The sequence below is a fragment of the Novosphingobium sp. KCTC 2891 genome, from assembly GCF_025938155.1.
Classification (GTDB): domain Bacteria; phylum Pseudomonadota; class Alphaproteobacteria; order Sphingomonadales; family Sphingomonadaceae; genus Novosphingobium.
The window spans coordinates 193,473-205,530 of sequence record NZ_JAPCZG010000004.1 but is presented as its reverse complement, the minus strand read 5'-3'; the positions used below and the strand labels follow the sequence as shown (position 1 = coordinate 205,530).

General features: G+C 67.9%; 10 protein-coding genes. 6 read left to right on the top strand and 4 right to left on the bottom strand.

Going from position 1 to position 12,058, the window contains the following annotated elements:
* Nucleotides 1-14 precede the first annotated feature (14 nt).
* Together OLX02_RS09965 and OLX02_RS09960 are read left to right on the top strand one after the other, a co-directional pair.
* Nucleotides 15-2,759, top strand: coding sequence for a [protein-PII] uridylyltransferase (locus OLX02_RS09965; protein WP_264422424.1), 2,745 nt, complete (start codon nt 15-17; stop codon nt 2,757-2,759).
* Between the two features lie 47 nt (nt 2,760-2,806).
* Complete coding sequence (locus tag OLX02_RS09960; protein WP_264422422.1) at nt 2,807-3,367, top strand: YqgE/AlgH family protein; 561 nt, start codon at nt 2,807-2,809, stop codon at nt 3,365-3,367.
* A gap of 30 nt (nt 3,368-3,397) precedes the next feature.
* Here OLX02_RS09960 and OLX02_RS09955 read toward each other — a convergent pair whose 3' ends face one another.
* From OLX02_RS09955 to OLX02_RS09945, 3 genes are all read right to left on the bottom strand, one after another.
* Nucleotides 3,398-4,219: an FkbM family methyltransferase gene (locus OLX02_RS09955; RefSeq protein WP_264422420.1), complete on the bottom strand. Its 822-nt coding sequence runs from the start codon at nt 4,217-4,219 to the stop codon at nt 3,398-3,400.
* Between the two features lie 43 nt (nt 4,220-4,262).
* Nucleotides 4,263-5,600 (bottom strand): glutamate--tRNA ligase, encoded by a 1,338-nt coding sequence (gene gltX / locus OLX02_RS09950; RefSeq protein ID WP_264422761.1) that lies wholly within the window; start codon nt 5,598-5,600, stop codon nt 4,263-4,265.
* A gap of 431 nt (nt 5,601-6,031) precedes the next feature.
* Nucleotides 6,032-7,699: an NAD+ synthase gene (locus OLX02_RS09945; protein WP_264422418.1), complete on the bottom strand. Its 1,668-nt coding sequence runs from the start codon at nt 7,697-7,699 to the stop codon at nt 6,032-6,034.
* A 127-nt stretch (nt 7,700-7,826) separates the two neighbouring features.
* On the opposite strand from OLX02_RS09945, the gene OLX02_RS09940 reads away from it, so the two are divergent.
* Entirely contained in the window at nt 7,827-8,762 is a 936-nt protein-coding gene (locus OLX02_RS09940; RefSeq protein WP_264422416.1) for a ribose-phosphate pyrophosphokinase, read from the top strand.
* Between the two features lie 71 nt (nt 8,763-8,833).
* On the opposite strand, the gene OLX02_RS09935 is transcribed toward OLX02_RS09940, so the two are convergent.
* Complete coding sequence (locus tag OLX02_RS09935) at nt 8,834-9,184, bottom strand: hypothetical protein (protein WP_264422759.1); 351 nt, start codon at nt 9,182-9,184, stop codon at nt 8,834-8,836.
* 306 nt (nt 9,185-9,490) lie between these two features.
* On the opposite strand from OLX02_RS09935, the gene dksA reads away from it, so the two are divergent.
* From dksA to OLX02_RS09920, 3 genes are all read left to right on the top strand, one after another.
* The gene (gene dksA / locus OLX02_RS09930) at nt 9,491-9,949 is read left to right on the top strand and encodes an RNA polymerase-binding protein DksA (RefSeq protein ID WP_264422414.1); all 459 of its coding nucleotides are present in this window, start codon (nt 9,491-9,493) and stop codon (nt 9,947-9,949) included.
* A 200-nt stretch (nt 9,950-10,149) separates the two neighbouring features.
* Complete coding sequence (locus tag OLX02_RS09925; RefSeq protein WP_264422412.1) at nt 10,150-10,512, top strand: PilZ domain-containing protein; 363 nt, start codon at nt 10,150-10,152, stop codon at nt 10,510-10,512.
* Between the two features lie 65 nt (nt 10,513-10,577).
* The gene (locus tag OLX02_RS09920) at nt 10,578-12,053 is read left to right on the top strand and encodes an ABC transporter substrate-binding protein (RefSeq protein WP_264422410.1); all 1,476 of its coding nucleotides are present in this window, start codon (nt 10,578-10,580) and stop codon (nt 12,051-12,053) included.
* Nucleotides 12,054-12,058: the final 5 nt, after the last annotated feature.

Here is a 12,058-nt window from a genome sequence, read left to right as displayed (position 1 = left end):
GTATCAGTGGGCGCATGACATTGCCCCGCATTGCGAACCAGCGCGCCATCGTAGACCGGCGCGCTCTTGCCGACGCCGTTGCCGCCGCAGTTGCCCGCGACGGGGCAAAGGCGCGGCCGGCCGTGGTGGAGATGCTTCGCAACGCGCTGGCCGACGGGCGCGGCGAGCTGGCGCGCCGGCTCGAGGAGCGACCCTCGGCCGGTTATGAGTGCGCGCAGGGGCAGGCGTTCCTGATCGACCAGCTGGTCCGCGTCATCCACGATCACGTGGTCGGCCATGTCTACCGCGCCAGCAACCGTTCGACCGGCGAGCGAATCGCGGTGGTGGCCGTGGGCGGCTACGGGCGCGGCGAGATGGCGCCGCACTCGGACGTCGACATCGCTTTCCTCACGCCGATCAAGGCCACGTCGTGGTGCGAGCAGGTGATCGAGGCGATGCTCTATTTCCTGTGGGACCTGGGGCTGAAGGTCGGCCATTCCAGCCGCTCGCTCGACGATCTGGTGCGGATGGGGCGCAGCGACCTGACGATCCGCACCGCGCTGCTCGAAGGGCGCTACGTGTGGGGCGACAGGGCGCTCTACGAGGAAGGCTCGCGCCGGTTCTGGGCCGAAGTGGTCAACGGCACCGAGCGCCAGTTCGTGGCCGAGAAGCTGGCCGAGCGCAACGAGCGGCACAAGCGGCTGGGCGACAGCCGCTACGTGGTCGAGCCGAACGTGAAGGAGGGCAAGGGCGGCCTGCGCGACCTGCACACGCTCTACTGGATCGGGAAATACATCCACAAGGTGCGCGATCCCAGCGAACTGGTCGACGTGGGGCTGCTGACGGCGGCCGAATACCGCCAGTTCCGCAAGGCGGAGAACTTCTTCTGGGCGGTGCGCTGCCATCTCCACACGATTACCCGCCGTGCCGAGGACCGGCTGACCTTCGACCTTCAGCGCGAAGTGGCAACGCGGATGAATTTCGCCGACCGCCCCGGCAAGAGCGCGGTCGAGCGGTTCATGCAGCTGTTCTTCCTCCACGCGAAGCAGGTCGGGTCGCTGACCGGCGTGTTTCTCGCCGAGCTGGACGAGCAGTTTGCCAAGACCAAGCGCGGCTTCTTCGCCGCGTTCAAGCCGCGCCGCAAACGCAAGGTCGGCGTGTTCCCGATCAGGGCGGACAAGATCGGCGTGGATGGCGACAGCTTCTTCGCCGACGATCCCGTGCGGCTGGTGGAAATCTTCACCGTGGCGGATCGCGAACGTCTGGAAATCCATCCCGAGGCGATGCGCCTGGCCAGCCGCGATGCCGGGCTGATCGATGCCGCCGTGCGCAAGGACCCGCGCGCCAACGCCTTGTTCCTCGATCTGCTGACCAGCCGCAACGATCCCGAGACCGTGCTGCGCTGGATGAACGAGGCCGGCGTGTTCGGCCGGTTCGTGCCCGACTTCGGCCGCGTCGTGGCGCAGATGCAGTTCGATATGTACCACCACTACACGGTGGACGAGCACACCATCCGCGCCATCGGCCTGCTCGCCAGGATCGAGAAGGGTGAGGAAAGGGAGCAGCACCCACTGGCGAGCGAGGTGATCGCCAAGGTGTCGTCGCGCCGCGTGCTCTATGTCGCCACGCTGCTGCATGACATCGCCAAGGGCCGCAGGGGGGACCATTCGGTGCTCGGCGCGGAAGTGGCGATGAAGCTGTGCCCGCGCCTTGGCCTGTCGCGTGCGGAAACCGAACTCGTCGCGTGGCTGGTGCGCGAGCATCTGCTGATGAGCGCCACCGCGTTCAAGCGCGACCTGGCCGACTACAAGACCATCGCCGATTTCGTGAGCGTGGTGCAGAGCCAGGAACGGCTGCGCCTGCTGCTGGTGCTGACCATTGTCGATATCCGCGCGGTCGGTCCCGGCATCTGGAATTCGTGGAAACGGCAGCTCCTGTCCGACCTGTTCCTTTCGGCCGAGGAAATGCTCCGGCTGGGCCACAAGCAGCACGGCCGCGCGGAACGGATCATCGCCAAGAAGAAGGCGGTGGGCCTGCTTCTGAAGGAACGCGACAACCTGATCGGCACGGTCGGCCGGCAGCTGGGCGACGCGTACTGGATCGCCGAGCCGGAAGACATCATCGCGCTCAATCTTCAGCAGATGGACCGCGCCATCGGCGAGCCGCTGACGGTTGAAACGCATTGGTACGCGGCGCGGGGCGCCACGCTGGTGACCGTGCTCGCCGCCGACCATCCCGGCCTGTTCTACCGCATCGCCGGCGGCATCCATCTTGCCGGCGGCAACATCATCGATGCGCGCATCCATACCGCGCGCAACGGCACCGCGGTCGACAACTTCCTGGTGCAGGATCCGCTGGGGCGGCCCCTCAATGAAGGCACCCAGATCGCCCGGCTCAAGACGGCGATCGCCGATGCGCTGGCCAACCGGGTCAAGCTGCTGCCGCAGCTCGCCGCACGCCCTTCGGCCCGGCCGCGCGCCGATGCCTTCGAAGTGCAGCCCATCGTGATCTTCGACAACAAGGCCTCCAATCGCTTCACCGTGATCGAAGTGGGCGCGCTCGACCGCCCGGCGCTGCTCAGCCGTCTGGCGCGCGGCCTGTTCGAGGCGCGGCTGATCGTGCATTCCGCGCATATCGCCACTTATGGCGAGCGCGCGGTCGATACGTTCTACGTCACCGACCTGTTGGGCGAGAAGGTCGAAGGCGAGACCCGGATGCGGGCCGTGGAAAAGCGCCTGCTGGAAGCGGCGACCGAGGAGCGCGGGCGCAAGGCGGCCTGAGCCTCTCGGCGCTTTCCCTCAGGTTGCGTGAGGGGTAGGCTGGGGAAATGACCGAAGCCCAATATCTCGCCGGCCGCCTGTTGCTCGCCATGCCCGGCATGGGCGATCCGCGTTTCGATCATGCGGTGATCGCGATGTGCGTGCACGACGAGCATGGCGCGCTCGGCATCGGGCTTGGCCAGGTGCGAGAGGGCATCACGTTGCACGGACTGCTGAAGGACGTGGGCATCGACCCAGGCGTGGCGCCCGACGTGCCGGTGCTGGCAGGCGGCCCGGTCGAGACGGCGCGCGGGTTCGTGCTCCATTCGAGCGACTGGGGCGGCGCAGGATCGGTCGAGGTCAGCGGCCTGTGCGGCCTGTCCGCTTCGCTCGATGTACTGCGCGCGATCGCTGCCGGGCGGGGACCGAGCCAGTGGCTGGTGGCGCTGGGCTACGCCGGCTGGGGTGCGGGCCAGCTCGAAGGCGAGATGCGGCGGCACGGCTGGAATGCGGCGCAGGGACGCCCCGATATCCTGTTCGGCACCGACGTTTCCGCACGCTGGGGATCGGCCTGGCGTGCCGAGGGGATCGATCCCTCGCACCTTGTGGGCGTGACGGGCAGCGCCTGACGGCTCTCGACTGACAGATGGTGGGCCGGGTCAGCCCGCTGCGCCCTCGTGCAGCGCGTGGGTGTCGTACCAGGTGGCGTAGCGAAGCAGGCGCCGCACCAGCGGCAGCCGGGCGAGCGCCCGCATCAGCCTGGGGTGGCTGCCGATCAGGGCATAGCCCACGAAAATCCGGCGGTAGCGCTGGATGGCCTGCGCGGCGGTGAGCCACGATCCGGGGAGATCGGCGCCGAACGGGCCGGACGCGCCTTCGGGAAAGGTATGGGTGAAGCGCGAGCCATCGCGCGCGGCATAGGTGCCCGAGGTGTGACGGCTCTGGTCGATGACCTTGAAGCGCGTGTAGCCCAGCGCTTCAAGCGCGCGGAACTCCGCCCGGAGCGCGGTCCAGGATGCGCTGCTGGATTCGATCGAGAGCAGGGCCGGCCGCGCCCCGGTCTGTTCCAGCGCGGCGATGCACAGCATGTCCGCGCCTTCCACGTCGACCTTCAGGTAATGCGGGCAGCCATGGCGTTCGAGGATGGCGGCAAAGGGCACGCAGGGCACGGTCAGGCTGCGCGAGGGCGCGCCGTGGCGGCGATTGCGCTCGGCCCAGGCCGGATCGGCCGTGCCCCAGTCGGACACCAGATCGTTGACATAGAAGGTCAGCGTGCCTTCGCGCGGCCCCACCGCGCGCTCGACAAGCGTGTAGCGCCCCTGCGCGATGGCATCGGCAAAGCGCAGGCGCAATTCGGCGGCAAGCGCCGGGTTGGCTTCCACCGCGACCACGCGGTAGCCCGCCTTCAGGTAGAAATCGCTGTCCTCGCCGTGGTGCGCGCCGACATCGTAGACCAGATCGGATTGAGGCGTGCGGTCCATGCGGGCGCCAGCATATGTGGCGTGGGCGCGGTTGGCCAGCGGCTCAGGCCGAAAGGCGGCGGACAGCCTCTGCCCGGTCGATCAGCGGCAACAGCGCTTTCATGTCCGGGCCGTGATCCATGCCGGTCAGCGCCTGGCGCAGCGGGAGGAACAGCGCCTTGCCCTTGCGGCCGGTCGCGTCCTTGAGCGTCTGGGTCAGCGCGGGCCACGGATCGGCCCAGTCCAGCCCGGCCGCCACTTGGGCCGCCGTGTGCAGGAACGTGCGGGTTTCCGCATCCTGCTCGGGCGCGGCGACGGGGCCGGTGACGACGCTCCACCAGTCCGCCGCTTCGCCGATATGCGCAAGGTTGGGGCGGATCGCATCCCATGCGGCTTCGCCCATGCCTTCGGGCAGGAGATGGCGAACCCGCGCGAACGGCAGGTGATGGACGATGGCGGCGTTGACGCGGTGCAGTTCCGTATCGTCGAAGCGCGCCGGTGCGCGGCCAAAGCGCGACAGGTCGAAGCTGGCGGCGAGCGCATCGGCATCGAGCGCGGGATCCACCGGATCGGACGTGCCGAGCCGCGCGAGCAGGGCGACCAGCGCTTCGGGCTCGATTCCCGCTTCGCGCAGGTCCGCCACGCCGAGCGAGCCAAGTCGCTTCGACAGTTTGCCTTCCGCCCCGGTCAGCAACGCCCCATGCGCGAAGCGCGGCGGGTTTGCGCCAAGCGCGGCGAACATCTGCACTTGCGCGGCGGTGTTGGACACATGGTCTTCGCCGCGCAGCACGTCGGTAATGCCCATCGCCACGTCATCGATCGCGCTGGGCAGCATGTAGAGCCACGAGCCGTCGGCGCGGCGCACCACTGGATCGGATATCTGGCGCGGGTCGAAATGCTGGGGGCCGCGAATGCCGTCGTCCCACGTGATCGGGCTGTCGTGGTCGAGCTTGAAGCGCCAGTGCGGCCGTTCGCTCGCTGCTTCCTTCGCGGCGTGGTCCGCCTCGGTCAGGTGCAGCGCGCTGCGGTCGTAGATCGGGGGAAGGCCGCGTCCCAGCAGGATCTTGCGCTTGAGGTCGAGCTCCTGCGCGGTTTCGTAGCAGCGATAGACGCGCCCCTCGCCGGCGAGGCGCTGGAATGCCTCTTCATAGAGCGCGAAGCGCAGCGACTGGCGCTCCTCGCCGTCGGGATGAAGGCCCAGCCAGGCGAGATCGGCGCGGATCGCCTCGACATAGTCCTCGCGGCTGCGCGCGGCATCGGTATCGTCGATGCGCAGCAGGAAGCGCCCGCCATGCTTTTTCGCAAGCAGCCAGTTGTGCAGGGCCGTGCGGATGTTGCCCACGTGGAGGTTGCCCGTGGGCGACGGGGCGAAGCGGGTGACGACGGGGGCAGTGCTGGTCATGCCCCGCCTATAGCGACTGGGGCGCGGGTTGCTAGGCAGCGCTGGCCTGAAGCGTGGCGACGGCATGGAGCGTGGCCTCAGGCAGCAGGGCCGGTTGACCATGAAGGGTTCCGGCCAGGTGCGGGTGATGGTGAGCACCAGTCCGTGGACGGCGCAGGCCGCTTCCACGCTATGATAGCGCTGGGCAAGGTCGGGCACGGGGTCGCGCCCGGCGCGCTCGAACAGCGCGCACAGGCGCATGGCCATGACCAGATGCAGCGCGGCCAGCGGCAGGGCGCGGATATCGTGCGGCCGCGCAAGACGGGCCAGCGTGGCGGCGAAGGTCTGACTTGTGGACGCAGGCACGCGCGGCCTCCTTTTGCGAATGATTCGCAAGGAGGCTATGGCGCAGCTATGCCCCTGTCAATGCGAATGACTCGCAATAAGCGGCGTCAGGCCGTGCGGAACCCATGCGTGATGGGGTAACGGCGGTCGCGCCCGAAGTTGCGCGTGCCCAGCTTGACCCCCGGGGGCGCCTGGCGCCGCTTGTATTCGGCCAGGTGGAGCAGGCGTTCCACGCGCACCACCGTGTCGCGGTCGAACCCTTCGGCCACGATCTGGTCGACGCTCTTTTCGTTTTCGACAAGCCCCATCAGGACCGCATCGAGCACCGGATAGTCGGGCAGGCTGTCCGAATCCTTCTGGTCGGGGCGCAGTTCGGCACTGGGGGGCTTGGTGATGATCCGCTGCGGCATCACCGGGCCATCGGGGCCGAGGCCGATCTTGGGCTTCGCGGTGTTGCGCCATTCCGAAATGGCGAAGACCGTGGTCTTGTAGGCGTCCTTCAGGGGGTTGTAGCCGCCGTTCATGTCGCCGTAGATCGTCGCGTAGCCGACGCTCATCTCGCTCTTGTTGCCGGTGGTCACCAGCATCGGGCCGAACTTGTTCGACAGCGCCATCAGCGTGGTGCCGCGGATGCGCGACTGGAGGTTCTCTTCCGCAAGATCCGGCGCGCGCCCGGCGAAGGCCGGGGCAAGCATTTCGGCGAAGGCATCGACCGCGGGCATGATGGGGATCGTGTCGAGCCGAACGCCCAGCATCGCGGCGCAGCCGGCCGCGTCGTCCAGGCTTTCCTGGCTGGTGAACTTGCTGGGCATCATCACGCACCAAACGCGGTCCGCGCCCAGCGCATCGACCGCGATGGCGGCGCAGATCGCCGAATCGATCCCGCCCGAAAGGCCGAGCACCACGCCGGGAAAGCGGTTCTTCTCGACATAGTCGCGCAGGGCCATGACCATTGCGCAGTAGATGTCCTCGGGATGCTCGGCGAGTTCGTGGACGTCGCCCGCCTCGCACCGCCAGCGGTGGCCGGCGCCCGATTCGACTCGGTTCCACACGGTGTGGACCACCGATTCTTCCCAATCGGGCATCTGCACCCACACCGCGCCTTCGGGGCCGACGACGAAGCTGGCGCCGTCGAACACGATCTCGTCCTGTCCGCCCACGCGGTTCAGGTAGGCGAGCGGGATACCGGTATCGATCGCGCGGCGCTTGGCCACCCCGTCGATGCGCAGCACGTCCTTGTCGATCTCGTAGGGGCTGCCGTTGACGCAGATGAAGATCTCGGCGCCCAGTTCGGCCAGGTGGCGGCACACGTCGGGGTGCCAGATGTCCTCGCAGATCGGCAGGCCCAGCATCGCGCCCTTGAACAGCACCGGCTCCGGCAGCGGGCCGGGCAGGAAATAGCGCTTTTCGTCAAAGGTGCCGTAGTTGGGCAATTCGTACTTGAACCGCGTGGCGGCGATCCGCCCGCCTTCGAGCAGGGCCACGCCGTTGTGCAGCGCCCCGTCGCGCACGAACACCGAGCCGACCAGCATCGCCGGGCCGCCGTCGGCGGTCACGCGGGCGAGGTTTTCCAGTTCCACCGCCGCGCGCTCGATCAGCGCGGGCTTCTGGATCAGGTCTTCCGGCGGGTAGCCGATCAACTGCATTTCCGGGAAGACGATCAGGTCGCTGCCGGGCGACCGTTCCCGCACGGCGAGCATCGCCGCGGCATTGGCGGCAAGGTTGCCGACCTGCTGGTTGAGCTGCGCGAGGGTGATCGTGAGTTTGTCGGCCATGACCTGTTCCTAGGGGGCAACGTCAGCCCGGCGCAAGAGTTGCGGGACAAGTCGCGGGGAATCGTTGCAAAGCTGTCATCTTTGGCTAAGGGCGCGCCAGAGGGATCAGGCAAGAGGGACTCGGCCGATGAAGATCATGTCCGGCAACGGCAATCTGCCGCTGGCACGCGCCATCGCGGCTTATCTGGAACTGCCGCTGACCGATGCGGCCGTCCGCCGCTTCGCCGACGAGGAAGTCTTTGTCGAAATCCACGAGAACGTGCGCGGCGAAGACGTGTTCGTGCTCCAGTCGACCAGCTACCCCGCGAACGACAACCTGATGGAACTGCTGATCTGCATCGACGCGCTGCGCCGTGCATCGGCCAAGCGCATCACCGCGGTGATCCCCTACTTCGGCTACGCCCGCCAGGATCGCAAGCCGGGGCCGCGCACGCCGATCTCGGCGAAGCTGGTGGCGAACCTGATCACCGAGGCGGGCGCCGACCGCGTGCTGTCGGTCGATCTCCACGCCGGCCAGATCCAGGGCTTCTTCGACATTCCCACCGACAACCTGTTCGCCGCGCCGGTCATGGCGGCGGACATCCAGACCCGTTACGGCGGGCAGGACCTGATGGTCGTCTCGCCCGACGTGGGCGGCGTGGTCCGCGCGCGTGCTCTCGCCAAGCGGCTGGACAACGCGCCGCTGGCCATCGTCGACAAGCGCCGCGACAAGCCTGGCCAGTCGGAAGTCATGAACATCATCGGCGACGTGAAGGGCCGGATGTGCATCCTGATCGACGACATCATCGATTCGGGCGGCACCCTGTGCAACGCGGCGCAGGCGCTGATGAACGCGGGTGCGACCGGCGTCGCCGCCTACATCACCCACGGCGTCCTTTCGGGCGCTGCCGTGGCGCGCGTCGGCAATTCGGCGCTCAAGGAACTGGTGATCACCGACACCATCCTGCCCACCGAAGCGACCAAGGAATGCAGCCGTATCCGCGTGCTGACGATCGCGCCGTTGATCGGCGAGGCCGTGCGCCGCATTGCGGACGAAAGCTCGGTCAGCTCGCTGTTCGACTGACCTGCCGGCGGTAAGCGCGAAGGGCCTGGCCCTTCGTGGTTGCCGGAGGAACGGTTGTCGGGCCTGAACGCTTACGCGGCGCGGCGACCCGCAGCGCGCAGCCATTCGCGCGCACGGCGCTGGGCTTCGGCGATCTCCCGGGCGGTCATGTCTTCGGCCACGTCTGCGCGGCACTGCGCGGCTTCCTCATGACCGCTGACGGCGGCGAGGTTGAACCACTTGTGCGCCTCGATCAGATCGCAGTCGACATCGTGGCTGCCGGTCGAAAAGGCCACGCCAAGATCGAAATAGGCGGTGCCGTCGCCCTGCTGCGCGGCGGCGAGGCAGGCCCCGACGATCGCATTTGCGGCTGCGGCCCGGGCCGTCCGTTCATTATTGAACCCCGAATCGGTTTGCACCAGCGTGATCCCGATCTGCCCCATGTCCCTGTTCCCTGTTCCCGTTCGGGACGCCATCTGCGGCATCCGACGAGGGAGAACCTCGCCAAGTATGGTCAACAAATGGTTAACGTGCCGGCCCGCCTGGAAAAACAGTGCCGGATCAAGCACGTTCGGCTCTGCTTCATCCTTCCTGTGAAAGGAGTGAGGAAGGACTTGTAGCGATTCAGGCCGGACCTTATAGGCGCGGCCAAACCAAGAGCTTGCGCCGCGTCGCCTTGCGGCGCTGAAAGCCGGGGGGTCGACGTTCTTGAGCCTAGACCCGAGAGGGAAGGCAATGCGGAGGGCCGAATGGCTGGGGTTTTGAGTGACGAAATCGACGTGCTGGCAAAAGCCCGCCGGGCGATGCCGGGCGATTATGTTCCGAGTGACGACGAACCGTACATGAGCGAGCCGCAGCAGGACTATTTCCGGCGCCTGCTGCTCGAATGGAAGAAGTCGATCCTGTCGGCATCGGCTGGAACGCTGTCGGCGCTCCAGGACGGCCCGCTGCGGGAGCCCGACCTCAATGACCGGGCATCGAGCGAGACCGACTGGGGCATCGAACTGCGCACCCGCGACCGCCAGCGCAAGCTGATCGCCAAGATCGATTCGGCCATGCGCCGCATTGATGAGGGCGAATACGGTTTCTGCGAAGTGACGGGCGAGCCGATCGGCCTTGGCCGCCTGATCGCGCGCCCCATCGCGACGATGACGGTCGAGGCGCAGTCCGCGCACGAACGCCGCGAGAAGATCTCGCGCGATATGTGATGCGCACGGGGCGTTCGTGCAGGGACGCCTTCGCTGCCATTTCTGTCCCGTCGCGGGACGCTGCCTTGTGTATTAACACTTTCTTTGCCAAGGAATTTTAGGAAGCTGCGGCAAAGTTCTGCGACATTCGCGCAGGCAATGAAGGCGGGATGGCGCGAGGCCCTCCAGCCAGGTTTTCGCAGGGTGCGGGACATCGACCGGTGGACGAACTCGATCATCGACAACTGGGCCGGGACAGTCTGTTCCTCATGGCCGACCTGCGTGTCGTAGGCAGCGAGGCGGAGCACCGCGTCAAGGTGCGCAACCTTTCCGCCGGCGGCATGATGGCCGAAGGCCAGGTCAAGGTGACGCGGGGCACGCGAATCGAGGTCAGCCTGCGCAACGTCGGCTGGGTCGAAGGCGTGGTCGCGTGGATCCAGGAAAACCGCTTCGGCATCGCTTTCGTCGAGGAAATCGACCCCAAGCTGGCGCGCGAGCCGGTGGCCCCCACCGGCGAAGGCGCGCCGCGTTTTGTCCGTACCCCGGTGCCGCAGGTTGATCCGACGCGGCTGCGGAAGATTTGACGGGAACGCCCTGTCAGGCCGCCCGGTGTTTCCACCCGGCCTCAAAATGATCTAGCACCTGTTCGATGGTCCGCGTGTTCCGATCCGCCGTGTGCGTCGTCCTGCCGCTTGCCCTGCTCGCCAGCGGGTGTGGGCGCGGCAAGGAAGGGCCGTTGCCGGTCGCGCTGGTAGGCGACGAGGATTCCTTCCAGCTTGCCGGAGCGCGGCTTTCGCCCGCCGCCCAGCAATTGCGGGCGGCGACGGTCGAGGGACTGGTCGGGTTCGATTCGGAAGGCCGGGTGGTGCCTGCGCTGGCCGACCGCTGGATCGTGACCGACGACGGGCAGAGCTACATCTTTCGCCTGCGCGACGGCACCTGGCCCGATGGCGCGCGCATTACCGCCGATGCGGCTGCGGTAGCGGTGCGCAAGGCGCTGGCCGCGCTGCGCGGCACCGCGCTGGGGCTGGATCTTTCGCCGGTCGAGGAAGTGCGGGTCATGGCGGACCGGGTGATCGAGATCGATCTCGCCGCGCCCGTGCCCGATCTGCTCACCTTGCTGGCCCAGCCCGAAATGGGCCTGCCGCACGACAAGCGCGGCTCCGGCCCGATGGCGCTGAAGCGCGATGCGGAAGGCGCGATCCTGACGCTGATCCCGCCGGAGCGGCGCGGGCTTCCCGCGCAGGACGGCTTCGCGCGGCACACCCGCTCGCTCAAGATCGAGGTCGGCCCGGCGGGCCGTGCGGTGGCGCGGTTCAACGATGGCTTTGTCGATGCGGTGCTGGGCGGGCGGATCGATTCGCTGCCGCTGGCCGGCGTGGGCGGGCTGACGCGCGGCAATGTGCAGCTGGACCCGGTGATCGGGATGTTCGGCGTGATGGTCGACCGCGCCGAGGGTTTCCTGGCCGATGCTCCCAATCGCGAGGCACTGGCGCTGGCGATCGACCGGTCGGCCCTGCTGGGCGCGTTCAATGTCGGCGGCTGGGATCCGACGACGCGGATCGTCTCGTCCGATGTCGAGGACGATCTGGGCACGGTGGGCGAACGCTGGGCGGCGATGGACATGGCGGCGCGCAGGGCCGCCGCGAGCGAGCGCGTGGCGCGCTGGCGGGCCGCAGCGAAGGCGCCGCCGACCTTGCGCATCGCCATGCCCGAAGGCGCCGGATCGCGGCTGGTGCTGGATCGGTTGACCGCCGATTTCGCGGCCATCGGCGTGAAGCTCACCCGCGTTCCCGAAGGGCAGAAGGCCGAACTGCGGCTGGTCGACAGCGTGGCCCGCTATGGCCGGGCGACATGGTTCCTCAACCAGCTGACGTGCACGGTGCAGAAGGCAGTGTGCAATCCCGCGGGGGACGAGAGGCTTGCGGAAGCGCGGCTCGCCAAGGACCCGCGCGAACGTGCCGCGCTCTTGGGCGAGGCGGAGGCGGAGATCACCGCAGCCAACGGCTTCATCCCCATCGCGCGGCCCCTGCGCTGGTCGCTGGTGCGCGGGGGCGTGACGGGCTTCGCGCTCAATCCGTGGGGATGGCATCCCTTGCCGCCGCTGGCCGTGCTCCCCAAGTAGGGGGC